Source organism: Pseudomonas sp. URMO17WK12:I12, assembly GCF_000514395.1.
Taxonomy (GTDB): domain Bacteria; phylum Pseudomonadota; class Gammaproteobacteria; order Pseudomonadales; family Pseudomonadaceae; genus Aquipseudomonas; species Aquipseudomonas mucoides.
Genome location: NZ_AZVV01000015.1, coordinates 1 through 23,578, shown reverse-complemented (window position 1 = coordinate 23,578; position 23,578 = coordinate 1). Strand labels below are relative to the sequence as shown.

Below are 23,578 nucleotides of genomic sequence, written 5' to 3'. Positions count from 1 at the left end.
CAATGAATCATTTCAAACGCACTGCACTGCTCGGATTTTCATGCCTGAGCGCCCTGCTCACGGTGACCCAGGCTCACGCCGAGCCGACGCTTTACCTGGGCATGAACGGCGGGACCATGGAGCGGCTGTACGCCGACAAGGTGTTGCCGGTGTTCGAAAAAGCCAACAACGTCAAAGTGGTCATCGTGCCCGGCACCTCCGCCGACATCCTGGCCAAGGTCCAGGCCAGCAAAGGCAACCCGCAGTTGCACGTGATGTTCCTCGACGACGGCATCATGTACCGCGCCATCGCCATGGGCCTGTGCGACAAACTTGAGGACAGCCCGACCCTGGCGCAGATTCCGGCCAAGGGCCGAATCAAGGACCAGGCCGTGGCAGTGAGCCTCGGCGTCACCGGGCTGGCGTACAACACCCGGTTGTTCAAGGAAAAAGGCTGGAGCGCGCCGACGTCGTGGATGGACATGGCCGACCCGCGCTTCAAGGACAAACTGGTGTTCCAGTCGATGGCCTCGTCGACCTTCGGCCTGCACGGTTTCCTGATGTTCAACCGCATTCAGGGCGGCAGCGAAACCGACGTCGAACCGGGCTTCAAGGCCTGGCCGAACACCGTCGGGCGCAACGTGCTGGAATACATTCCGAGCTCGGCGAAAATTTCAGAAATGCTTCAGACCGACGAAGCCGCGCTGTTCCCGTTGACCCCGACTCAAGTCACCGCGCTGAAGCTCAAAGGTATGCCGGTCGAGTACGCGCAACCGAAGGAAGGCGCCGTGGTGCTCAACGTTGCCGAGTGCGCCATCGCCAACAATACCCAGCCGGGACTGGCACAAAAACTCGCCGCGTTCCTGCTGACGCCTGAAGCGCAAGCCGCCGCACTTGAAGACGGCGACCAGATCCCGTCCAACCCGAACACCCCGACCACCGACAAGACGCGCGGCCAGGTCGAGGCGATGAAGCATTACCTGGAAACAGCGATTGCCATCGATTGGGACCAGGTCAACGAACAGCGCCCGGCGTGGAACGCACGCTGGAATCGCAGCATCGAACGCTAGATAACCGCCCCCGCACCCAGCTCGGCAGCCACACGATTGATGTAGCAGCTGTCGAGCTCCAGGGGTCTACCCGATTCGTCCGTCGACATGACTGGATGGGTAATTACCCATCTGGTTACACTACGCCGCCGCTGCTCGGGGAGCCGGCTGACGACTTCGGGGTGACATGACAATGGCCGCTCGACTGCCCAACCGTTCGCGACTGACTCCACGCTTGCCTTCCTTGCGCAGCCTTTTCGGCAAGGCGCTTGCCGCCCCTGCCAGCGGTACGGCGGCCGGTAAAGCCGTCCACGATTACTTCCGCCAGAAAGCCCATGCCCAGGGCTACACCCTCAGTCACAGCCAGCAGCGAGTGATCGACTGCATGGCGCAACACGCCACGGCGCTGCTTGGCGCGTCGACAAAAACGCTTCCCGGTCTCTATTTGCATGGCGCAGTCGGTCGCGGCAAGAGCTGGTTGCTCGACGGCTTTTTCCAGGCGATTGCGGTCGAGGAAAAACAGCGACTGCACTTCCACGAGTTCTTTGCCCGCTTGCATCAGGGCATGTTCACCCACCGCGATCAGCCCGATGCGCTGGCCTTCACCCTCGATGAACTGCTGAGCGACTGCCGGGTGCTGTGTTTCGACGAGTTTCACGTCCATGACATCGGCGATGCGATGCTCATCACGCGGCTGTTCAAGGCGCTGTTTCGTCGCGGCATTCTGCTGCTGGTGACGTCCAATTATCCGCCGGAAGGTTTGCTGCCCAACCCGCTCTACCACGCCCGTTTCAAGCCGGTCATCGACCTGATCCACGCCCGCCTGCAAGTGATGGAAGTCGGGGGCCCGCATGACTACCGCAGTCAGGTCAGATCCCATGCGCAGCAGGTGTTTACCCAAGGCCGGTATGTCTGGCCGGGCAGCGTGACGCAACGGCAGGCGTTGAACCTGCCCGAACGCGTCACCCCGCCGCTGCAATTGGCGGTCGGCACCCGGCACCTTCAAGCGCGGCATTGCGAAGAGCGGACCATCGGGTTCACCTTTGGCGATCTGTGCGATCACCCCACGGCGGTCATGGATTATCTGGAGTTGTGCCGGCGTTTTGATCACTGGATCATCGACGACCTGCCCAACCTCGCCGACTGTTCGATGGCCGCGCAGCAGCGGTTCATCAATCTGATCGACGTTCTATACGATCAGGACAAACACCTGACACTGCTCGGCCAGCAATCGTTGCGCGAAAGCCTGGGCGGCGATGCCATCGACCTGGCGCGCACGCGCAGCCGCTTGGGTCAGTTGCTGGAAGTACGCGCACCGGCCTGACAGACGAGCCTCCTTTACCGCTATCATGTCGCCCATTTCCAGGCCACCGCGCCTTCCCCTGATCAATAGCGAACCCGCCCATGGATACCCTCGCCCAATTGCGCGCCGGCCAATTGACTGGCATCACCCGCCTGGACCTGGCCTGCGGCCTGACAGAGTTCCCTCGGGAAATCTTCGACCTGGCGGACTCGCTGGAGGTGCTCAACCTCAGCGGCAACGCCTTGCGCAGTCTGCCGGATGACCTGCATCGCCTGACCCGGTTACGCGTGCTGTTCTGCTCGGACAACCTGTTCACCGAACTGCCCGCGTGCCTGGGCCAATGCGCCGCGCTGACGATGATCGGCTTCCGCTCCAATGCCATCGAAACGGTCCCCGCCGCCGCGCTGCCGCCGTTGCTGCGCTGGTTGATCCTGACTGACAACCGCATCACTGAACTGCCCACGGAACTGGGCGACCGCCCGAACCTGCAAAAACTCATGCTCGCCGGCAACCGCTTGCAACGCCTGCCCCGCAACCTGAGCCAGTGCCATCGACTCGAGCTGATCCGCATCGCCGCCAATCAGTTCAAGGAACTGCCCGAATGGCTACTGGCCCTGCCCAGCCTGACGTGGCTGGCGTATGCCGGTAATCCGCTGGAAACCGAAGCGGATGCCGCAGCGCTGCAAGCCACTCCGCGGATTCCCTGGGAGCAACTGCACCTGGAGCAGCAATTGGGCGAAGGCGCTTCGGGGGTGATTCATCGGGCCACCTGGGCGCAACCGGAGCAACCGGCCACGCAGGTCGCGGTCAAGCTCTACAAGGGCGAAATGACCAGCGATGGTTCACCCCTGCACGAAATGAACGCCTGCATCACCGCCGGCCTTCACCCGAACCTGATCCGCGTCGAAGGCCGAATCGTCGATCATCCCGAGCAACAAGCCGGGTTGGTCATGCAACTGATCGATCCGAGTTATCGAAACCTGGCCGCGCTGCCAAGCCTGGCGTCCTGCACGCGGGACGTCTACACCGATGACACCCGCTTCAGCGCGGGCGTGGCATTGCGTATCGCCCATGGCGTCGCCTCGGTGGCCAGGCATTTGCACCAGCATGGCATCACCCACGGCGACCTCTACGGCCACAACATCCTGTGGAACGAGGACGGTGATTGCCTGCTGGGGGATTTTGGCGCGGCGTCTTTCCACGCAACCTGCGACAGCCCCGAAAGCCGGGCGCTGCAACGGATCGAGGTGCGGGCATTTGGGGTGTTGCTGGGGGAGTTGCTGGAACGCATCGACTCGGGGTTGAGCGAGGTTGCGCGTGAGGAGCTGGAGGTGTTGCAGGAGCGCTGCTGTCACCCTGAGGTGCTGAAGCGGCCGGGGTTTGGCGAGATTGTGCGGGAACTTCAGGATCGGTGACCGCTGCGGGTCAATCGTCGGAACGCCGCCCGGAGACAGGCTCACTCCTACCTTGGATCTGTGTATGACGCAGACCCGTGCAGGAGTGAGCCTGCTCGCGATAGCGGTATTACTGAAGCAACAAATTACCCAGCCAGACCGACAAACATATCCTGCACATCATCATGGTTGTCGAGGCCTTCCAGGAACGCTTCAACCTCAGCCATCTGCTCATCGCTCAAACCGCTGACCGGATTCTTCGGCTGGTAGCCCAGTTTCGCCGACAACACCGTGAAACCTTGCTCCGGCAGTGCTTTTTGCACCGCGTCCAGGTCCGCAGGTTCGGTCAGGAACAGGGTCGTGCCCTCTTCTTCGCCCGGTTCAAAATCCTGGGCACCGGCTTCAATCGCCGCCATTTCCGGATCGGCATCCGGAGTGTCCGGGGACGCTTCGATCATGCCGACATGGTTGAAGTCCCACGCCACGGAACCGGAAGCGCCCAGTTGGCCCTTACGGAACGCCACGCGGATTTCCGCTACGGTGCGGTTGATGTTGTCGGTCACGCATTCAACGATCAGCGGTACCTGATGCGGGGCAAAGCCTTCGTAAGTCACGCGATGGTATTGCACGGTTTCGCCCAACAGGCCCGCGCCTTTCTTGATCGCGCGATCGAGGGTTTCCTTGGGCATCGAGGCTTTCTTGGCCTGTTCAACCACAAGTCGCAGGTGTGCGTTGGTGGCGGTATCGGCGCCGTTACGCGCAGCAATGGTGATTTCTTTCACCAGTTTGCCGAAGATCTTGCCCTTGGCGTTGGATGCCGCTTCTTTGTGTTTAACCTTCCACTGTGCGCCCATTACTCACTCTCTTGATCTGTGGCGCCGAGACATCTATTGGCCGACGCGTTGCGCAAGTTTATACGGCCTAAAGTTGGCAATCGACCAAAAAATGCGCCGGGTCCACCGGCTTCACCGATCGACATTTTCGCCAGCACTCGTAGGGCGATTCTGAAACAGCGATTTGCGGTGACCATTGAGCGGCGCGGTTTCGTACCCTTCGCGTCCGCAATCCAAGGCAGAAGCGCACTCGATGCACAACGACAAGGAAAGTCTCTACACCCTGACCCTCCTCGACAGCGGTTTAAGCCTGCAGGTGTTGACATTCAGTGGCACCGAAGGCCTGAACCGGCCCTACCGGTTCGACATTGAAGTGATTGGCCTGGCACCGGCGATGAACTTAGACCCGTTGCTGCAACAACCGGCCCTGCTGACGATGGGCGATCGCACCGCTGTTCACGGCATTCTTCACAGCGCCAGCCGTGAACACCGCGGCCCGCATTGCATCGGCTATCACCTGGTGCTGGTGCCTTATATGCAAACCCTCGACCGTCACCGCTGTCGTCGGGTGTTTCATCACCTCAGCGTGCCGGCCATCCTGCGTCAATTGTTCCAGGAGCATGCGCTGCCCGAGGACAGCTATCGTCTGGAACTGGCCACCGTGCACTACCCGCCCCGGCCGTTTTGCATTCAATACGAAGAGTCCGACCTGACACTGATGCAGCGGCTGTGCGAAGAAGAAGGCATCCACTATCACTTCGAACAGCAGTGCAATGGGCATGTGCTGGTACTGGCGGATGACAGCCAGACATTCCCCCAGGAGCCGCTCGTGCTGCCCTTTCAAGAGGATGCGCCCAGCGAGACGTCTTTGCCGGTGATCAGTGAGCTGTCCCAACGTCATAACGCACGTGTCCTGCCCACCCGCCGCGTTGCCAGCAATCGAGGATTTCAGGCATCGGGTGACGGCGCCGCCAACCATACCTTGGCCAAGACATCCCCCTTCACCGGTCGCCCCGCCCCCGAGCAGGCGCACCTCGAGCAACTCAGTCGCCGGTCACTGGAGCGTCTGCGTTGCCAGCATCGACAGATTGAAGGCCAAAGTGATCACGCCGGCTTGCGCAGTGGCAGCATCGTGCAAGTGATGGAACATCCCCTGTCGGGCTTCAACGATCAGTGGCTGATCACCGACGTCCAGCACGGCGGGCAACAGCCTTCAATCCTCGCCGACCAACGTCCCCGTCGCTATAGCAATCAGTTCACCGCCATTCCCTGGTCAACGGAATTCAGGCCCGCGCTCACGCAACCCCGGCCGAGCATTCCAGGCTATCAGAGGGCGTTAGTGCTGGGCGTCGCCGGACAACCGGCAGCGCTGGATGAGCAACATCGAATCCACGTGCGGCTGTGGCCAGCACTGGAAGAGGACGCGGATGAATCCATCGGCCTGTGGCTTCCCGTGGCCCTCGCCACACCGCAAGGCGGGATTGATCCCTCCAGCCTGCCCCTCGCCGGCACCGAAGTGCTCATCAGCTTTCTCGACAGCGACCCGGATCGCCCGGTGTTGTGCGCCACCGTCTTCCACCCGACCAAGCCCCGCGCCGCCTATCCACCGCGCAGCGATGGGCGATTGCTGCTCGATTGGCTGATCAATCGCTAGCCCTTGTCCGCCTTGCCGGCCGCCGCGGCAAACTTGGCCAGGCGTACGTCCAGGTGCCGTGGCCTGCGGCCGTGATCTTCGGCGCGCTCCTTGCGGCGGATGGCGTTGCGCACCATCAGGGAACCGAGGTAACGAATCGGCTCCGGCGGAAAAAACCCTAAAGGACCGTTCACCAATGGTGAACGGGTCCAGGCATTGTCCAGCCCCAGGACCATCGAGGCCAGAATCTGCCCGCCCATGTGGCACGGGCCAACGCCGCTGCCGGAATAACCGAACCCGTAGAACACATTCCCGCTGGCGCTCATCTGACCAAAGAACGGCAGACCGGTGACCGAACGATCCGACGGACCATTCCAGGTCGCCTCGACCCTGGCGTCGGCAAACGCAGGAAAGAACTCGTTCAGGCTGTCTTTCAACAACCCGGCGTACGGAGACGGCTGATCGAACACCGGCAACATCCGCCCGCCATAGGCGAAGGTGTTGCCGCCCTTGCCGAGCATGATCCGGCCGTCCGGGGTGTTGTGGTAGTAGTGCACGAAAATCCGCGAATCAAGCACGGTGACGCCGCTGGTCAGGCCGATCTCGTCGAGCAGATCGGGGCGCGGCTCGGTGATCAACATGTCGCTGGAGACAATCGCCACGCTGCGCTCGAACTGCGGGAACGCCCGGGCCATCCAGGCGTTCATTGCCAGCACCACCCGGTCTGCGCGAACGGTGCCGTTGCGGGTTTGAATCCCCGCTGGCTTGCCCTCCTCCAACCCGGTCATCGCAGTGTTCTCATGAATGCTCACGCCCAACTGCAACGCCACCCGCCGCAAACCGCGCACCAGTTTCCCGGGTTGCACGCTGGCGGCCGCCGGGGAAAACCAGCCCTCCAGATGCTTGCTGGAACCGGCCATGCGTTGCACGTCGGCGACCGGGCGCTGGGTGAACGAGTTGATGCCGTTGCGCTCCAGCGCGGCAATCACCGCATCGGTCGAGCCACACTGGGCGCGATTGGTCGCGGTGTAGAGCGTGCCATCGAGGCGGTAATCGGCCTCCACGCCATACTGTTCGCAGAAGGTGCCAATCGCGTAAATGCTGCGCTCGGATTCCTTGACCAGACGTACCGCCTCCTCGACACCGAACAGTCGCTCGAGGGTGAAATACTTGGCCGACCACGACAACGCACAACCGCCGTTGCGGCCGCTGGCACCGGCCCCGCAGATGTCGGCCTCGATCAGCACCACATCGAGTTCCGGGTTCTGCTCCTTGAGCATGATCGCCGTCCACAAACCGGTGTAGCCGCCACCGACGATGCACACGTCTGCACGGGTATCGCCGTCCAGCGCCGGGCAAATGTCGGACGTATCAGCCTTTAAGGCCTGGTCCAGCCAAAAGGGTCTCATGGGGAAATCTCCAGTCAGATGCCCACACGCCAGCCTGCCGCCCGTGCAGCAGGCTGCGAGGGACAGGATTCAGGTACGCAGGGGTTTGATCGCCATCGCCCGATTGGGCACGAAGGGATAGTTGGTACGCAGGCCAGCCGGGCGGCTGTTCCAGTGGGGAATCAACACCAGGGCCGAGAACAAGGCGCAACCGGCGAAGACGATGAACACGGTGACCGAGTCGAAGTAGCCCGGCAGCAATCCGCCAAGAATCGCCCCGACCGAACCGCAACCATTGACGAAACCCGCTGCCGTCGCGCCCGCCTTGGCGGTGCCGAAATCAATCGCTGCCGCACCGCTGATCATCGAGTCCGGCCCGTACAGGGTCAGGCCCATGACAAACAACAGCACGACCACCAGCAAGACGCTGCCGGTGTGCAAGGCGCCCATGAACAAGGCCAGGGTCACGGTCAGCGCCAACAGGCTGAGGACGCAGGCCGGCATGCGGCGCGCACCGAACACTTTGTCCGATGCCAGACCCAGCAGGATCGGCCCGAGCAACCCGGCCAGTTCAAACGCGGTCGGGATGATCGCCGCGCCGACCTTGCCCACCGTCGGCATTTGTTCGAACACGATCACCGGGCCCCATAGCAGAATCGCGTAACGCGCCGGTTTCAGCAGAAAGTACGCCAGGCCCAGCACCAGCACCGTGCGGTTGCGCAGGATTTCCTTCAAGGGTTCCAGGATGCTGATCTTGCTTTGCGCGTCAGCCTCTTCGGCGGTCAACTCGGGTTCGATGTCCACCGCCGGCAGGCCGACGTCTTGCGGTGTGTTGCGTTGAAAAATAAAAAACAGCACGGCGACCAGCCCAACCACCGCCGCACTGGAAATGAACGCCGCATGCCAGGTGCCGATCAGCGTATACGCCCACCAGCCCGCAAACGGCGATGCCACTAGCCCACCAAAGGCATAGCAGGAACTCCATAACCCCAGCACCCTGCCGCGCTGTTGCGCGGGGAAGAAACTGCCGAGGTTTTTGCACAGCCCGGACCAGCCGGTGGACTGCGCCAACCCTTGAATCAACATGCAGGTGGCGAAGATCGGCAGTGTCGCGTAAGTGCCCATCACCAGCGCTGCCGCCGCCGAAATCAGTAACCCGCCGAGCACCACGACCCGTGGGCCAAAGCGGTCGGCGAGCATGCCCCAGGTGAACTGCCCGAGGGCGTACGCCGCCAGGTAGATCGCGTCGAGGTTGGCCATGGCCATTTTGTCGAGCATGAAGGTGGGGTCTTCGGCGATCCCCAGTTTGGCCACGGAAAATGCTTTGCGGGTGAAGTAGAAAGCGGCGTAGGCGAGCCAGGTGATCGCGAAGATCTGCACGCGCCAGCGCTTGATGGTGCCGATGGGATTGTTCATTGTGGTTCTGACCTCAGGGTGTGAGTGTGCCGGCAGAATTGGAAGAAAACGCCTGTGTTTTTATTGTTGAGCACTGCGGTATCGCGGATTCCCTGTCGCGATACCGGTCAGATGAGTCCTGCTGTTGCACGCACAGACTCATGGCCACCGCGGCTGTTCGACTGACCAGTCACCGGGGCTGAGGTGGATAAAAACAATTACTGATTAATAAGTGAAATCGATTTATCGTATTTCCAAAATAAGCTCAGCTTGTTACTGGAGGTTTCGATGTCGGTTTCCCACGCCCAACTCAAAGCCTTCCACGCCGTGGCCGTCCACGGAAGCTTTACCAAAGCCGCCGAGCGGCTTTTCCTCACGCAACCGGCGATTTCCGACCAGGTGCGCAAACTCGAGGAGCGCTTCGGTGTGTTGTTGTTTCACCGCAACAAACGCTCGGTGCGCCTGACGGATCTGGGCGAGCGCTTGCTCGCCATCACGCAACGGCTGTTCGTGATCGAGGCCGAAGCCCAGGAGCTTTTGCAGGACTCTCAAGCCTTGCAGACCGGCAGCCTGATCCTCGCGGTGGATGCGCCGGTGCACGTGCTGCCGCAGATCGCGCGGTTCTGCGAACGCTATCCGGGCATCAGCGTGAAGATTGAAACCGGCAACACCGATGAGTCGCTGTTTCGTCTGTTCAACTATCAGGCCGACCTGGCGTTGTTGGGCCGGGATGTCAGTGATGAACGGCTGATCTCGCTGCCATTGCGCAATGACCCGATGGTGGCGTTTGTTTCACGCCATCATCCGTGGGCGGATCGCGAATCGATCTGCCTTGCGGACCTGGATGACACGCCGTTGGTGCTGCGTGAAATCGGTTCGGTGACACGCCAGACGCTGGAAGAGGAAATGGCCCGGGCGGGGTTTCGCATTCGCCCGGCGATTCAGGTGGAAGGACGGGAAGCGGCGCGGGAGGCGGTGGTGGTCGGGATTGGGGTTGGGGTGGTGTCGGCCGCCGAGTTTGGTGCCGACTCAAGGGTTTGCGCGTTGCCGATTACTGATTGCAAACGGCGGCTGACGGAGACGCTGGTGTGCTTGCGTGAGCAGAGTTCGCGGCGGGTGGTGGCGACGTTTCTGGAGATGGTTCGCGAGAGTCTGGTGTAGGCAGGCCCGCGATAGCCGCACCTCGTTTCTAACTGACCGGCGCCAGATCAAAAAACGCCTGAATCAAGCGCAAATCCCGCCGCCGCTCCATGCACCCGATCATGTGCCGGTTAACCAACCCCTCGCCCACAATCGGCACCGCCGCCACCCGTGGGTCATGGCTGACTTCCACCGACGACACCACCCCCACCCCCAACTCCGCCGCCACCGCCTCGGTCACTGCTTCACGACTGTCCAGCTCCAGCAACACCCGTGGACTGACCTTCGCCGAATCGCAGGCCTGATCGAACGTGCGTCGGGTAATCGAACTCGGCTCACGCAACACCATGATCACCTGATCCAGTTCCTTGAGCTTCACGCTGGAAGCTTTCGCCCAACGATGACTTTGCGGCACCAATGCGCAAATCCGCGATTCGCTCAGTGCCTGTAAATGCAGGCCCTTGCGCGGTTCAACCTCGGTCAACACCGCCACGTCGGCGTGCTCGGACAATAACGCCGCCAGGGTTTCCTGGGCATTGCCCAGCCGCAGGTTGACGGTGATGCCGGGGTAGCGCGCGCGCAGACTGGCCAGCATCGGCATGACCATGTGCGGCCCGTCTGCCGCCACTTCAAGCCGTCCGGTCAGCAACTGCCGGTTCGCTTCGAGCATCACCTGTGCCTCTTCCGCCAGGCCGAACATGGCCCGGGTGATCGCGGCCAGTTTGGTGCCCTCCTCCGTCAGCTCCACCCGTCGTGCGGTACGGCGCAACAAGGTGATCTGGTAATGCTCTTCCAGGGCCTTGATGTGCCCGGTCACCGCCGGCTGACTAATGAACAACCGCGCGGCGGCGCGGGTAAAGCTGCCTTCGCGGGCCACGGCATCAAAGGCCCGAAGCTGAAACAGGTTCATGAATAACCCTCACTGATGGCTGGCATAACAACAAACAATTTGATTGATAGCACGGCAAATTGCAATTTATGTCCCGTAGCTTCATCCCATCGAATGCGAGGACACGAGAATGAGTACTGCCGAACCCATCCTGCTTACCCCCGGCCCACTGACCACATCGGCCCGCACCCGTCAGGCGATGATGGTCGACTGGGGTTCATGGGATGACCGCTTCAATCAACTGACCGCCAGCCTGTGCGAGCAACTGCTGGCGATCATCAACGGCGGCACCAGCCACCACTGCGTGCCCCTGCAAGGCAGCGGTACTTTCGCGGTCGAGGCAGCGATCGGCACGCTGGTGCCCCGCAATGGCAAAGTATTGGTGCTGATCAACGGCGCCTACGGCAAACGCCTGGCGAAGATCTGCGAAGTGCTCGGCCGCTCCTTCAGCACCTTCGAAACCGCTGAAGACGAACCGACCACCGCCGCCGACGTCGACCGTCTGCTGCACGCCGACGCCAGCATCACCCACGTCGCACTGATTCACTGCGAAACCAGCACCGGCATCCTCAATCCGCTGCCGGAAATCGCCAACGTCATTGCGCAACACGGCAAGCGCTTGATCATCGACGCCATGAGCTCTTTCGGCGCGCTGCCGGTGGATGCGCAACAGGTGCCGTTCGACGCCCTGATCGCCGCGTCGGGCAAATGCCTGGAAGGCGTACCGGGCATGGGCTTCGTCTTTGCTCGCAAAGAGTCGTTGGCCAACGCTGCCGGCAACTCGCACTCGCTGGCGATGGACCTGTTCGACCAGCACACCTACATGGCCAAGACCGGTCAATGGCGCTTCACCCCGCCGACCCATGTGGTCGCGGCGCTGCACGAAGCCTTGCTGCAATACAACGAAGAAGGTGGCCTGCCGGCGCGGCATCAGCGCTATGCCGACAACTGCAACGTGTTGCTGGAAGACATGGCCCGGCTCGGTCTGCGCAGCTTCCTGCCCGCCGCGATTCAGGCGCCGATCATCGTCACGTTCCACGCGCCGAAAGACCCGCGTTACCAGTTCAAGGAGTTCTACGAACGGGTCAAGGCCAAGGGATTCATCCTCTACCCCGGCAAATTGACTCAGGTTGAAACCTTCCGCGTCGGCTGCATCGGCCACGTCAACCAGGCCGAGATGCACGCGGCCGTGGCGGCGGTTGCCGAAGTCCTGCGCGAGATGGAAGTGTTAGAGATCTGACGCACAACCATCTGCTACACAAATTTGCTCATCATTCCAACAGACAGGATTTGAGACATGAACTACGCAAACCCAACCAAACTCCAGGCCGCCATCCTCGACTGGGCCGGTACCGTCGTTGACTTCGGCTCCTTCGCTCCCACCCAGATTTTCGTCGAAGCCTTCGCCGAGTTCGACGTCCAGGTCTCCATCGAAGAAGCCCGCGGACCGATGGGCATGGGCAAGTGGGACCACATCCGTACCCTGTGCGATCAGCCACAAGTCGCTGAGCGTTATCGCGCCGTGTTCGGCCGCGCACCGACCGACGATGATGTCACCGCTATCTACAAACGCTTCATGCCGCTGCAAATCGAAAAAATCGCCGAACACTCGGCCCTGATTCCGGGCGCACTGGACACCATCGCCACCCTGCGTCAGCAAGGGATCAAGATCGGTTCGTGCTCCGGCTACCCGAAACAGGTCATGGACAAAGTGGTCGAGCTGGCCGCCACCAACGGTTACGTCGCCGACCACGTGGTCGCCACTGACGAAGTCCCCAACGGTCGCCCTTGGCCGGCCCAGGCCCTGGCCAACGTCATTGCGCTGGGCATCGACGACGTCGCCGCCTGCGTGAAGATCGACGACACCGTGCCGGGCATTCTCGAAGGTCGTCGTGCCGGCATGTGGACCGTGGCGCTGATCTGCTCGGGCAACGCGCTGGGCCTGGACTACGAAGGCTATCGCGCCCTCGGCAGCGATAAGCTGGACAGCGAACGCAAGCGCATCCACGCGATGTTCGAAGGCTCGCGTCCGCACTACATGATCGACACCATCACCGACTTGCCGGAAGTAATCGCCGACATCAACAAGCGCCTGGCGAATGGCGAAATGCCGCAAAGCAGTTGATCGCGGTTTTCTGCGCATAAAAAAGCGTCAGCTCCATTACGGAACTGGCGCTTTTTTGATGTCGATCACCTGAACCAGAGCGTTATACGGCACAATCACCCAAGGCAAATCCGCCAAAGCGGATTACAGTTAAGGAACGCCGTCGGTCAAGAACGGTGGTTTCAGACCAGACCTGTGAGGAACACCGTATGCCCTGGAAGAATTCCGAATCACGCTACAGCACCGTATCGATCACGCTGCATTGGTTGATGCTGGTCTTGTTGGCGCTGGTTTATGCCTGTATCGAGTTTCGCGGGATCTTTCCCAAAGGCAGTGGCGGTCGCGCGCTGATTGTTGAATCGCACTTCATGCTGGGCCTGACCGTGTTCGTGCTGGTCTGGCTGCGCTTGTTCGCCCGCAGCCTGGGACCCGCACCGCAGATCTTCCCCGCCTCGCCCAAATGGCAAATTACGTTGGCGAAGTTAATGCACTGGGCGCTGTACATTTTCATGATCGCGATGCCGATTCTCGGGTGGCTGGTCACCAGCGCCAAGGGTAATCAAGTGATGTTTTACGGCTTTGACCTGCCAATGCTGGTTTCGGAAGACAAGGCGCTGGCCAAGCAGATCCAGGAGTGGCATGAACTGGGCGGCACCATTGGCTACTGGCTGATCGGCCTGCACGCTCTGGCCGGGATCTATCACCATTACGTGGTGCGGGATAACACCCTGCTGCGGATGATGCCCAAGCGCGGCTGAACACAGCTGAACGCGATCCTTGTAGCAGCTGGCGAAGCCTGCTGCGACAAGGATGGGGTGGTTACTGAAATCCCCGGCGGCCTTGCAAGCCGCCGGTGTGGATGAAGATCAAGCGTGTACCCTTTTCAAAATGCCCTGCCTCGACTTGCTCCTTGAGCATCAGCAACGCCTTGCCGGTGTACAGCGGCTCTAAAGGCACACCGCTGGCGTGTTCGGCTTGATCGATGAAGTCGAGTAACGACTGATCGACTTTGGCAAAGCCGCCACGGCTGGCGTCCAGCAGTTCGAAGTTACGCTGCGGCACACCGGCCTCTTGCAGTATCGATTCGACCTGTTGCGCAACGCCGTGATCGTCGGGCACCGCCATCGCGCCATACACACTGCGTTCACCCGCCTCGGCCAGCACCAGGCCGGCCAGGGTGGTGCCGGTTCCGCACGCCAGCCACCAGCCGTCGAAGTCGCTCCATCCCAAACGATTCAATTGATCGTCGACCATTGCCTTCAACGTTATGCACCCTCGCGCGCCACGCAGACCGCCGCCCCCTTCTGGCACTGGATACAGGTCGGGGTATTGCGCCTGCCAGGGCTGCCAGAAACCCGGTTCATGCCGCGCCCGGTAGCCGCCGTAGCCCAACCAGTGCAATTGCATGCCCAATGCCTGCAAGTCCTTCACCGTCGGGGTGTCTTGTGGATGGCCACGCAGCAGTCCCACGGTGGTGAAACCAAAGCGTTTACCGGCGGCGGCCAGTGCGTGCAGGTGATTGGAGTGAGCACCGCCCAGGCTGATGATGCCGTTGGCGCCGGCGAGGTTGGCGGCGTTGAGGTGTTCGATGAGCTTGAACCACTTGTTGCCGCTGATTAGCGGGTCGATTTTCTCCAGGCGCAGGATCGCGACTTCGATGCCGGCGGCGGTGAGCCAGTCGAGAGGGAGGGGGTCGAGGGGGGCTTGGGGTAGCCAGTCGCTGGGAGGGAGGAGCATTGGCGGTACGCATTCTGTCAAAAGACAGCAGCGTAGCAGCTGTCGAGCCCCAGCGAGGCTGCGTTCGGCTGCGAAGCAGTCGTAAAACCAACCACCGCGGTGTTCCAGATAAACCGCGGTGAATGGGTTGACGACTGCTTCGCAGCCGAACGCAGCCTCGCTGGGGCTCGACAGCGGCTACGAGGGATGTGACATGGCCTTAGAGTTCGGCGGCGAGGCGCGACCCCTGATTGATCGCCCGCTTGGCATCCAGCTCCGCTGCCACGTCCGCACCACCAATCAAATGCACGCTCTGCCCGGCCGCGACCAACCCGTCCTGCAATTCACGCAGCGGATCCTGCCCGGCACAGATCACGATGTTGTCCACCGGCAGCACTTGCGGCTCGCCGGTTTCGCCGATGCGGATGTGCAGGCCTTCATCGTCGATCTTCAAATACTCGACGCTGTTGAGCATCTGCACCTGCTTGTTCTTGAGCCCCGTGCGGTGAATCCAGCCCGTGGTTTTGCCGAGGCCGTCGCCGACCTTGGATTTCTTGCGTTGCAGCAGGAACACGTCACGCGCCGGTGCATGCGGCTCAGCCTTGATGCCCGCCACACCACCGCGCGCTTCAAGGTGAGTATCGATGCCCCACTCCTTCCAGAACGCTTCGCGGTTCTGACTGGTGGCGACGCCCTGGTGCACGAGAAATTCCGACACGTCGAAACCGATACCGCCCGCGCCGATCACCGCGACACGCTTGCCCACCGGTTTGCGCTCCAGGATCACGTCCAGGTAGCTCAACACCTTGGCGTTTTCCACACCGGGAATCGCCGGGGTCCGTGGCGCGATGCCGGTGGCGAGAATAATCTCGTCGTAACCGCCCTCGACCAGTCGAGCCACGTCGACGCGGGTGTTCAGGCATACCTCGACGTTGGTGGTCTGCAATTTACGGTTGAAATAGCGCAGGGTTTCGAAGAACTCTTCCTTGCCCGGCACGCGCTTGGCGATGTTGAACTGACCGCCGATTTCGCTGGCCGAATCAAACAGCGTCACCTGATGCCCGCGCTCGGCGGCCACCGTCGCAGCGGAAAGCCCGGCAGGACCGGCACCGACCACGGCGATTTTCTTGATCTGCTGCACCGGCAAGTAGTTGAGCTCGGTTTCGTGGCAAGCACGCGGGTTGACCAGGCAACTGGTCAACTTGCCGCCGAAGGTGTGGTCCAGGCACGCCTGGTTGCAACCGATGCAGGTGTTGATTTCATCGGCACGCCCTTCAGCGGCCTTGTTGACGAAGTCCGGGTCGGCGAGAAACGGCCGCGCCATCGACACCATGTCGGCATCGCCTTCGGCCAGAATCTGCTCGGCCACTTCCGGGGTGTTGATGCGGTTGGTAGTGATCAGCGGAATGCTCACCGAGCCACGCAATTTGGCGGTGACTTTGCTGAACGCCGCGCGCGGCACTTTGGTGGCGATGGTCGGGATCCGCGCTTCGTGCCAGCCGATGCCGGTGTTGATGATCGTTGCACCGGCCTGTTCGATGGCCTTGGCCAGGGTGACGATTTCTTCCCAGCTGCTGCCGCCTTCCACGAGGTCGAGCATCGACAGGCGGAAGATAATGATGAAGTTCGGCCCCACCGCTTCACGCACGCGACGAACGATTTCCACCGGCAGGCGCATACGGTTTTCGTAGCTGCCGCCCCAACGGTCGGTGCGGTGGTTGGTGTGGGCAGCGAGGAACTGGTTAATGAAATAACCTTCGGAGCCCATGATCTCGACACCGTCGTATTCGGCGGCTTGCGCCAGTGCCGAACAGGTCACGAAATCGCTGATCTGTTTTTCGATGCCTTCCTCGTCCAGCTCTTTGGGCTTGAACGGGTTGATCGGCGCCTGGATGGCGCTCGGGGCGACCTGTTTCGGGCTGTAGGCATAACGCCCGGCGTGGAGGATCTGCATGCAGATTTTCCCGCCCGCCTCGTGCACGGCGCGCGTCACGATCCGATGCTTGAGCGCTTCTTCCTCGGTGGTCAGCTTGGCTGCACCGGAATACACCCCGCCCTCGTCGTTAGGGCCGATGCCGCCGGTCACCATCAGGCCAACACCGCCGCGCGCACGTTCGGCAAAGTACGCCGCCATACGCTCGAAACCGCCAGGTTTCTCCTCAAGACCGGTGTGCATCGACCCCATCAGGGTGCGGTTGCGCAGCGTGGTAAAACCCAGGTCCAGCGGGGCCAACAGGTGCGGGTAGTGAGCGGCGGCCATTTGTAACTCCACATCGAGCGATCACGGAAAAAGTGCAGGAGCTCTTCGGCTCCCGTCAGTCATGGTGGACAGACTAAGAGTCGCATCGCTGTCACTCAATGACCGAAACTGACAAGTTAATGATCAAAATGCGCAGCCGCCCTTGGCAAGGGCCGACAGGAACCCCGGCCCTGGCCGCAAACCCTGCCATGGGTTTCAGTTGGATTGGAATTCTTAGCACTGGCGATACGTGTACCCGAGGCCTTTCTCACAACATTTACCCAGGTTTAACTCCCGACATAGCCTTGCTGATACTCACGCGGCGTGCAGCCAAATTCACGCTTGAACACCGTGTGCAGGTATTGCGCCGACTTGAAGCCGCAATCCTGGGCAATCTCGGCAATCCCGGACGTCGTGTTTTCCAACCCGGCAGCGGCAGCGGCCAGTTTGAAACGCAGCACTTCATCATGAACGCTGCGCCCCAACTTGCGACGAAAGTGCGACTCAAGAGATGACCGCGACACCCCCACATAATTCGCCACCTGCTCGGTCTTGATGCCTTGGCAAGCGTATTGCCGAATAAAGTGCAGCGCCTGCATGACATACGGGTCGTCGAGAGGTTGGTGCAAGCTGGAAGTCTGCACATTGATCCCTTCCGGCGGCACCAGGATCTGCGTGCCGGTCGAAGGCATGCCACACAGCATCTGGTGCAGCAAACGTGCGGCGGTACGGCCCATGCTGTCGGTACCCTGGATCACCGAACTGAGCGGCACCCGGGTCAGGCTGCGGGTCAGCGGATCGTTATCGATACCAATCAACGCCACCTGTTCCGGCACCGCGATCCCCGCCGTCAAGCAGGCTTGCAGCAGTTGCCGGGCCCGCGCGTCACTGACCGCGATGATGCCAATGGGTTTAGGCAGGCTGTGCAACCAGGCGATCTGCTGCGCGACGGCGCTGTCCCAAAGCGGTGCGCTGGTTTCCAGGCCACGATAAATTTCGGCGGGCAAGCCATCGCGCTGTAGCAGACGGCGGAAGGCACTCTCGCGCTCCTGCGCCCAGCGATTGGTCTGCGCTTCGGGCAGGCTGAAACAGGCAAAACGGGTCAGGCCGGCGTCGATCAGGTGTTTGTAGGCCAGATTGATCAAAGCGAAATTGTCGGTGGCCACATAAGGCATGTGCCGCGGGTAAGCGCGCTCATCCTCATAGGACCCCCCCACAGCCACCACCGGCAGCTTGATCCCCGCCAGCGCCTGACCAATGACCGGGTCGTCGAAGTCGGCGATGATGCCGTCGCCCTGCCAGCGCTCGATACCCTTCAGCCGGCAGAGAAAGTCCTCCTCCAGAAACAAATCCCAGGACGCCCGGGTGCTGCTCAGATAGTTGCCGATCCCGCTGATGATGCCGCGGTCGTAGATCTTGTTTCCATTGAACAACAGGGCGATGCGGTGGCTGGGCGGAACGGTTTTCATTGTTTTTGTCTCCAGGCCGGTCGGCACAGACTAGGCGCGCGGAGGCGGAATCTCAATACTCAAAATCGAACCCGTGTTTGGTGATTTTCGCAATCGGTCAGCGCCGGGGCGGCGTTACTATCAAGGTCAGTCAGGGCCGCTCTCAAATAACAAGGAAATTGCAGATGACCTACTTCCCCGCGGTCGTCCGGGTTCGCCACAGGACCGACCAACTGCTTCAGTCATCAGCGCTTTACGACCGGCTCCACAAGTAACCTCTCCCCCAAAGTGTTTCCCTGTGTCGCACCGCATGACCGCGACTCTCGAGACCGGACTGCTCGCCTGTACGCGCCGGTTCTCTTGTCCGCCATTGCAGTACGTTTCCAGTATCGATGTGCATCTAAACAACAATAAAAGGACATAACCCTATGAAGAACCTGAAAACCGCCCTGCTCGCCAGCTTCCTGGTCATGATCGGCAACTCGGCCATGGCTGACGCACAACACCCGAAAATCGGCTTTTCGATCGATGATCTGCGCCTTGAGCGCTGGTCCCGCGACCGCGACTACTTCACCGCCGCAGCCGAGCAATTGGGCGCCAAGGTTTACGTGCAATCAGCCGATGCCAACGAGCAGCGGCAGATTTCCCAGATCGAAAATCTGATTTCGCGCGGCGTCGACGTGATTGTCATCGTACCGTTCAACGCCACGGTGCTGAACAATGCGGTCTCCGAAGCCAAGAAGGCCGGGGTCAAAGTTCTTTCCTATGACCGCCTGATCCTGAATGCCGACATCGACGCCTACATCTCTTTCGATAACAAGAAGGTCGGCCAGATGCAGGCTGAAGGCGTGGTCAAGGCGCAACCCAAGGGCAATTACTTCTTGCTGGGCGGAGCGCCGACTGACAACAACGCCAAGATCTTGCGTGAAGGCCAGATGGAAGTGCTTCAACCCTTGATCGACAAAGGCGACATCAAGGTGGTGGGTCAACAGTGGGTGAAAGAGTGGAACCCGACCGAGGCGCTGAGCATTGTCGAGAACGCCTTGACCGCCAATAACAACAAGATTGACGGCATCGTTGCGTCCAACGATGCCACCGCCGGGGGGGCGATCCAGGCCCTCGCTGCGCAGAAGCTGGACGGCAAGGTACCGGTCTCCGGCCAGGATGCCGACCTTGCGGCGATTAAACGGGTGATCGCTGGCACCCAGACCATGACCGTCTACAAACCATTGAAACTGTTGGCCTCGGAGGCCGCCAAACTGTCTGTGCAATTGGCGCGCAACGAGAAGCCTACGTACAACTCGCAATATGACAACGGCGCCAAAAAGGTCGACAGCATCCTGCTCAAACCGACGCCTTTGACCAAAGACAACATCAACGTGCTTGAGGACGACGGGTTCTATACAAAAGCGCAGATTGCCGGGCAGTAATCGCCAGGTTTTCGACGCTTGCCTGACAATATTGGGCGGCTGACAGTCAGTCGTCGCAGGCAAGCGTTCGTCGAGAAGATTTCCAATCTTTGCTTTCGTTCGAGAGTTTTCAATGTCTGACTATCTGCTGGAAATGAGAGGCATCGTCAAAGCCTTCGGCGGGGTTCGTGCGCTGAATGGCATCGACATCAAGGTCAAACCGGGCGAGTGCGTGGGCTTGTGTGGAGAGAACGGGGCCGGTAAATCGACCCTGATGAAGGTGCTGTCGGCGGTCTATCCTTGCGACACTTGGGAGGGCGACATTCTTTGGCGTGGCCAGCCACTCAAGGCCTATTCGATCAAAGAGACCGAAGCCGCCGGTATCGTCATCATTCATCAGGAACTGACCCTGGTCCCTGATCTTTCCGTCGCCGAAAACATCTTCATGGGCCACGAACTGACACTGCCGGGTGGACGCATGAATTACCCGGCGATGATCCACCGCGCCGAAGCACTGATGCGTGAGCTGAAGGTGCCGGACATGAACGTCTCCCTCCCTGTGTCGCAGTACGGCGGCGGTTATCAGCAATTGGTGGAAATCGCCAAGGCATTGAACAAGAAGGCGCGCCTGCTGATCCTCGACGAGCCCTCCTCGGCCCTGACCCGTTCGGAAATCGAGGTGTTGCTGGACATCATCCGCGATCTGAAGGCCAAGGGCGTTGCCTGCGTCTACATCTCGCACAAGCTCGACGAAGTGGCGGCGGTCTGCGACACCATCTCGGTCATCCGCGACGGTAAACACATCGCGACCACCGCGATGGCCGATATGGACATTGCGCAGATCATCACCCAAATGGTCGGTCGGGAAATGAGCAACCTCTACCCCAGCGAACCGCACGAGATCGGCGAAGTGCTGTTCGAAGCACGCCACATTACCTGCTACGACGTCGACAACCCCGGCCGCAAACGTGTGGACGACATTTCTTTTGTGTTGAAGCGCGGCGAAATCCTCGGCATCGCCGGACTGGTGGGCGCAGGGCGCACGGAGCTGGTGTCGGCGTTGTTCGGCTCGTATCCCGGTCGCTATGAAGGCGAAGTCTGGCTGGACGGCAAACCCATCGATACCCGCACCCCACTGAAATCGATCAGGGCCGGTTTGTGCATGGTCCCTGAAGATCGCAAACGTCAGGGCATCATCCCGGACCTGGGGGTGGGACAGAACATCACCCTGGCAGTACTCGACAGTTTTTCCCGCATGAGCCGCATCGATGCCGAAGCCGAGCTCAGCAGCATCCAGCAGGAAATCGCCCGGATGCAACTGAAAACCGCGACGCCCTTTTTGCCGATCACCAGCCTCTCCGGCGGGAACCAGCAGAAAGCCGTGCTGGCCAAGATGCTGCTGACCAAACCCCGAGTGTTGATCCTCGATGAACCCACGCGTGGCGTCGATGTCGGCGCCAAATATGAAATCTACAAATTGATGGGTGCGCTCGCGGCCGAAGGCGTAGCGATCATCATGGTGTCGTCGGAACTGGCCGAAGTGCTGGGCGTTTCCGACCGAGTGCTGGTGATTGGTGAAGGCCAGCTGCGCGGTAACTTTATCAACCACGAATTGACCCAGGAGCACGTGCTCGCTGCGGCGCTCAGTCAGCCGAACGGGCATGACAACAACGATCGGAAATCTGCGTAAATGAATCAGGTTAAACAGTTGTTCACCCGCTACAAAATGCTCGCCCTGCTGATTGCCGTGATGATTATCTGGCTGTTTTTCAGCTGGCAAACCGAAGGCGGGTTTCTAACCCCACGCAACCTGTCGAACCTGCTACGGCAGATGTCGATCACCGGGATTCTCGCCTGCGGCATGGTGCTGGTAATCATCAGTGGCGAAATCGACCTGTCGGTGGGCTCGATGCTCGGCCTGCTGGGCGGGGTCGCGGCGATTCTCGATGTGGTTTATCACGTGCCGTTGCCGCTCAACCTTGCGATCGTCGCCCTCTGCGGATTGTTGATCGGCCTGGGCAATGGCTACATGACCGCCTACCTGCGCATCCCCTCCTTCATCGTCGGCCTCGGCGGTATGCTGGCGTTTCGCGGGGTGCTGCTGGGCATTACCGGCGGCACTACCATTGCCCCGGTATCGAGCCAGCTGGTCTACATGGGTCAGGGTTACCTGCCACAACTGGCGGGGATAATTCTCGGCGTGCTGTTGTTTGGCCTGGCCCTGTTCCTCACCTGGCGCCAACGCCTCAACCGCGCCCTGCATGGTTTGTCCATGCACTCGCTGCTGCGCGACAGCATACGTGTGGTACTGATCGGCGTGGTGCTGGCCGGTTTCGTCTACACCCTCAACAGCTACGATGGCATTCCGGTTCCCGTGCTGCTCCTGCTGGTCCTGCTGGGACTGTTCAGTTACGTCACCAGCCAGACCGTGTTCGGCCGCCGCATCTATTCGGTGGGCAGCAACATGGAAGCCACACGCCTGTCCGGCATCAATGTGCAGGCGGTCAAACTGTGGATCTTCGGCATCATGGGCGTCATGTGTGCGCTCGCCGGCCTGGTCAACACCGCCCGCCTCGCGGCCGGCTCACCCTCCGCCGGCAACATGGGTGAGCTGGATGCCATCGCGGCATGCTTCATCGGCGGGACGTCCATGCGGGGTGGCTCTGGCACCGTATATGGTGCGTTGATGGGAGCATTGGTGATCAGCAGCCTGGATAACGGAATGTCGATGCTGGACGTCGACAGCTACTGGCAGATGATCGTCAAGGGCAGCATCTTGGTATTGGCGGTTTGGGTAGATGTCAGTACACGGGCAGGACGTCGCTGACTCTCGTTGTCTTCGCCGTCTGGACGCCCCACTCGCAGGCAAGCCGGCATAAAGCCTGAATAGAGAAACGGCTTTTTCAACCTCGAGGGAGCCCAGGGTATTTGTCAGGTCGTTTGCCGTTCACATCCTCTGTTGTCCAGCATCGCAAACCAGGTGCGTGCGGTGCTCGGGCAACAGCAGGACCAGGGACTCATCCCGCTTGGTCTTGCTTTAAATTCAGTAGGGTTTGCCGCAATAGGCCAGGTCATTCGACCCGGCTTGTTAGCCCATTCGCAGACCACAACCCTTCGCTAAATGACGCACAACAGCTGGCGGACTCAACCCGCCAGCGTCCCCAATTGTCTGTCCGGTATTGTCAATTAACCCAGACGCACTGGACGAACAGACGCTACTGACGTCGATCACCACCCACCAGAATACGCGACTGGCGCACCGCTATGAGCAGCATAAAAAATGGGCAGCACAGGCTGCCCACACAAAAAAAAAAGCGGACAGCCTGGGCTGTCCGCAAATATGCGCACATAGAGAGGAGCTTATCGCAACAGCGTTAGAACACCGACTGAATTTTCAGGCCGGCCACCAGCGCGTTATCGACTTCATCAACACCGCCCGGGTGAGTGATGTATTGCAGGTTAGGACGCACGGTCAGCCAGTTGGTAACGTGGAAGCCGTAGTTGATTTCGTAGTTGTACTCGGTGGTCCGCAGTGGCGAGAACAGTGGGTTCTCGTAATCAGTGACATTGTTCGCCGCGTTCACCAGCTCGGCGTTTTTCTTCACGTCATCGTTGACGTGGGTGCGGGCGAAACCGATACCCATGTCATCTTTAGGACG

The 23,578-nt window shown here is 60.6% G+C and carries 19 protein-coding genes; 11 read left to right on the top strand and 8 right to left on the bottom strand.

What is annotated here, in order from left to right; all coding sequences use genetic code 11:
- Positions 1–2 precede the first annotated feature (2 nt).
- The 3 genes from D882_RS0120970 (at position 3) to D882_RS0120960 (ending at position 3,746) form a co-directional block, all read left to right on the top strand.
- Positions 3–1,049 (top strand): ABC transporter substrate-binding protein, encoded by a 1,047-nt coding sequence (locus D882_RS0120970; protein WP_027925041.1) that lies wholly within the window; start codon positions 3–5, stop codon positions 1,047–1,049.
- A 172-nt stretch (positions 1,050–1,221) separates the two neighbouring features.
- Positions 1,222–2,352 (top strand): cell division protein ZapE, encoded by a 1,131-nt coding sequence (gene zapE, locus D882_RS0120965; RefSeq protein ID WP_027925040.1) that lies wholly within the window; start codon positions 1,222–1,224, stop codon positions 2,350–2,352.
- A gap of 80 nt (positions 2,353–2,432) precedes the next feature.
- Positions 2,433–3,746: a leucine-rich repeat-containing protein kinase family protein gene (locus D882_RS0120960; RefSeq protein WP_027925039.1), complete on the top strand. Its 1,314-nt coding sequence runs from the start codon at positions 2,433–2,435 to the stop codon at positions 3,744–3,746.
- 125 nt (positions 3,747–3,871) lie between these two features.
- Here the strand turns inward: D882_RS0120960 and D882_RS0120955 are convergent, their stop codons facing one another.
- Positions 3,872–4,579, bottom strand: a complete 708-nt coding sequence (locus D882_RS0120955) for a YebC/PmpR family DNA-binding transcriptional regulator (RefSeq protein WP_027925038.1) — start codon at positions 4,577–4,579, stop codon at positions 3,872–3,874.
- A gap of 232 nt (positions 4,580–4,811) precedes the next feature.
- Here D882_RS0120955 and D882_RS0120950 point away from each other — a divergent pair, with 232 nt between their 5' ends.
- Complete coding sequence (locus tag D882_RS0120950; RefSeq protein WP_027925037.1) at positions 4,812–6,212, top strand: type VI secretion system Vgr family protein; 1,401 nt, start codon at positions 4,812–4,814, stop codon at positions 6,210–6,212.
- Here D882_RS0120950 and D882_RS0120945 read toward each other — a convergent pair.
- Both D882_RS0120945 and D882_RS0120940 read right to left on the bottom strand, forming a co-directional pair.
- The gene (locus D882_RS0120945; protein WP_027925036.1) at positions 6,209–7,600 is read right to left on the bottom strand and encodes an FAD-dependent oxidoreductase; all 1,392 of its coding nucleotides are present in this window, start codon (positions 7,598–7,600) and stop codon (positions 6,209–6,211) included. The genes D882_RS0120950 and D882_RS0120945 overlap by 4 nt on opposite strands.
- A gap of 69 nt (positions 7,601–7,669) precedes the next feature.
- Positions 7,670–8,995 (bottom strand): MFS transporter, encoded by a 1,326-nt coding sequence (locus D882_RS0120940; RefSeq protein ID WP_027925035.1) that lies wholly within the window; start codon positions 8,993–8,995, stop codon positions 7,670–7,672.
- 267 nt (positions 8,996–9,262) lie between these two features.
- On the opposite strand from D882_RS0120940, the gene D882_RS0120935 reads away from it, so the two are divergent.
- Positions 9,263–10,135 (top strand): LysR family transcriptional regulator, encoded by an 873-nt coding sequence (locus D882_RS0120935; protein WP_027925034.1) that lies wholly within the window; start codon positions 9,263–9,265, stop codon positions 10,133–10,135.
- 28 nt (positions 10,136–10,163) lie between these two features.
- On the opposite strand, the gene D882_RS0120930 is transcribed toward D882_RS0120935, so the two are convergent.
- Entirely contained in the window at positions 10,164–11,024 is an 861-nt protein-coding gene (locus D882_RS0120930; RefSeq protein WP_027925033.1) for a LysR substrate-binding domain-containing protein, read from the bottom strand.
- A gap of 109 nt (positions 11,025–11,133) precedes the next feature.
- Between D882_RS0120930 and D882_RS0120925 the strand changes: the two genes are divergently transcribed.
- From D882_RS0120925 to D882_RS0120915, 3 genes are all read left to right on the top strand, one after another.
- The gene (locus tag D882_RS0120925) at positions 11,134–12,243 is read left to right on the top strand and encodes a 2-aminoethylphosphonate--pyruvate transaminase (protein ID WP_027925032.1); all 1,110 of its coding nucleotides are present in this window, start codon (positions 11,134–11,136) and stop codon (positions 12,241–12,243) included.
- Positions 12,244–12,300: 57 nt separating this feature from the next.
- Positions 12,301–13,128, top strand: coding sequence for a phosphonoacetaldehyde hydrolase (gene phnX / locus D882_RS0120920; RefSeq protein WP_027925031.1), 828 nt, complete (start codon positions 12,301–12,303; stop codon positions 13,126–13,128).
- Positions 13,129–13,316: 188 nt separating this feature from the next.
- A complete protein-coding gene (locus tag D882_RS0120915; protein ID WP_027925030.1) occupies positions 13,317–13,865 on the top strand; it encodes a cytochrome b in 549 nt (182 codons plus the stop codon).
- A 61-nt stretch (positions 13,866–13,926) separates the two neighbouring features.
- Here D882_RS0120915 and D882_RS0120910 read toward each other — a convergent pair whose 3' ends face one another.
- The 3 genes from D882_RS0120910 to D882_RS0120900 all read right to left on the bottom strand — a co-directional run bounded on the left by D882_RS0120910 (position 13,927) and on the right by D882_RS0120900 (position 18,531).
- Positions 13,927–14,844 (bottom strand): 1-aminocyclopropane-1-carboxylate deaminase/D-cysteine desulfhydrase, encoded by a 918-nt coding sequence (locus D882_RS0120910; RefSeq protein ID WP_027925029.1) that lies wholly within the window; start codon positions 14,842–14,844, stop codon positions 13,927–13,929.
- A gap of 199 nt (positions 14,845–15,043) precedes the next feature.
- Complete coding sequence (locus tag D882_RS0120905; RefSeq protein WP_027925028.1) at positions 15,044–17,083, bottom strand: FAD-dependent oxidoreductase; 2,040 nt, start codon at positions 17,081–17,083, stop codon at positions 15,044–15,046.
- A gap of 266 nt (positions 17,084–17,349) precedes the next feature.
- The gene (locus tag D882_RS0120900) at positions 17,350–18,531 is read right to left on the bottom strand and encodes a XylR family transcriptional regulator (protein ID WP_027925027.1); all 1,182 of its coding nucleotides are present in this window, start codon (positions 18,529–18,531) and stop codon (positions 17,350–17,352) included.
- A gap of 407 nt (positions 18,532–18,938) precedes the next feature.
- On the opposite strand from D882_RS0120900, the gene xylF reads away from it, so the two are divergent.
- The 3 genes from xylF (at position 18,939) to D882_RS0120880 (ending at position 22,746) form a co-directional block, all read left to right on the top strand.
- Positions 18,939–19,940: a D-xylose ABC transporter substrate-binding protein gene (gene xylF / locus D882_RS0120890; protein WP_027925026.1), complete on the top strand. Its 1,002-nt coding sequence runs from the start codon at positions 18,939–18,941 to the stop codon at positions 19,938–19,940.
- 112 nt (positions 19,941–20,052) lie between these two features.
- Positions 20,053–21,609, top strand: a complete 1,557-nt coding sequence (gene xylG / locus D882_RS0120885) for a D-xylose ABC transporter ATP-binding protein (protein WP_027925025.1) — start codon at positions 20,053–20,055, stop codon at positions 21,607–21,609.
- On the top strand, positions 21,610–22,746 hold the full coding sequence (locus D882_RS0120880) for a sugar ABC transporter permease (protein WP_027925024.1): 1,137 nt from the start codon (positions 21,610–21,612) through the stop codon (positions 22,744–22,746).
- 547 nt (positions 22,747–23,293) lie between these two features.
- Here D882_RS0120880 and D882_RS01000000131300 read toward each other — a convergent pair.
- On the bottom strand, positions 23,294–23,578 hold a 285-nt coding region (locus D882_RS01000000131300), incomplete at its 5' end, for a carbohydrate porin (protein ID WP_032833544.1).

Excerpts from the sequence above, each read along its gene's own strand:
- D882_RS0120970 (WP_027925041.1), top strand. The coding sequence starts at position 3 with ATGAATCATTTCAAACGCACTGCACTGCTCGGATTTTCATGCCTGAGC.
- zapE (WP_027925040.1), top strand. The coding sequence starts at position 1,222 with ATGGCCGCTCGACTGCCCAACCGTTCGCGACTGACTCCACGCTTGCCT.
- D882_RS0120960 (WP_027925039.1), top strand. The coding sequence starts at position 2,433 with ATGGATACCCTCGCCCAATTGCGCGCCGGCCAATTGACTGGCATCACC.
- D882_RS0120955 (WP_027925038.1), bottom strand. The coding sequence starts at position 4,579 with ATGGGCGCACAGTGGAAGGTTAAACACAAAGAAGCGGCATCCAACGCC.
- D882_RS0120950 (WP_027925037.1), top strand. The coding sequence starts at position 4,812 with ATGCACAACGACAAGGAAAGTCTCTACACCCTGACCCTCCTCGACAGC.
- D882_RS0120945 (WP_027925036.1), bottom strand. The coding sequence starts at position 7,600 with ATGAGACCCTTTTGGCTGGACCAGGCCTTAAAGGCTGATACGTCCGAC.
- D882_RS0120940 (WP_027925035.1), bottom strand. The coding sequence starts at position 8,995 with ATGAACAATCCCATCGGCACCATCAAGCGCTGGCGCGTGCAGATCTTC.
- D882_RS0120935 (WP_027925034.1), top strand. The coding sequence starts at position 9,263 with ATGTCGGTTTCCCACGCCCAACTCAAAGCCTTCCACGCCGTGGCCGTC.
- D882_RS0120930 (WP_027925033.1), bottom strand. The coding sequence starts at position 11,024 with ATGAACCTGTTTCAGCTTCGGGCCTTTGATGCCGTGGCCCGCGAAGGC.
- D882_RS0120925 (WP_027925032.1), top strand. The coding sequence starts at position 11,134 with ATGAGTACTGCCGAACCCATCCTGCTTACCCCCGGCCCACTGACCACA.
- phnX (WP_027925031.1), top strand. The coding sequence starts at position 12,301 with ATGAACTACGCAAACCCAACCAAACTCCAGGCCGCCATCCTCGACTGG.
- D882_RS0120915 (WP_027925030.1), top strand. The coding sequence starts at position 13,317 with ATGCCCTGGAAGAATTCCGAATCACGCTACAGCACCGTATCGATCACG.
- D882_RS0120910 (WP_027925029.1), bottom strand. The coding sequence starts at position 14,844 with ATGCTCCTCCCTCCCAGCGACTGGCTACCCCAAGCCCCCCTCGACCCC.
- D882_RS0120905 (WP_027925028.1), bottom strand. The coding sequence starts at position 17,083 with ATGGCCGCCGCTCACTACCCGCACCTGTTGGCCCCGCTGGACCTGGGT.
- D882_RS0120900 (WP_027925027.1), bottom strand. The coding sequence starts at position 18,531 with ATGAAAACCGTTCCGCCCAGCCACCGCATCGCCCTGTTGTTCAATGGA.
- xylF (WP_027925026.1), top strand. The coding sequence starts at position 18,939 with ATGAAGAACCTGAAAACCGCCCTGCTCGCCAGCTTCCTGGTCATGATC.
- xylG (WP_027925025.1), top strand. The coding sequence starts at position 20,053 with ATGTCTGACTATCTGCTGGAAATGAGAGGCATCGTCAAAGCCTTCGGC.
- D882_RS0120880 (WP_027925024.1), top strand. The coding sequence starts at position 21,610 with ATGAATCAGGTTAAACAGTTGTTCACCCGCTACAAAATGCTCGCCCTG.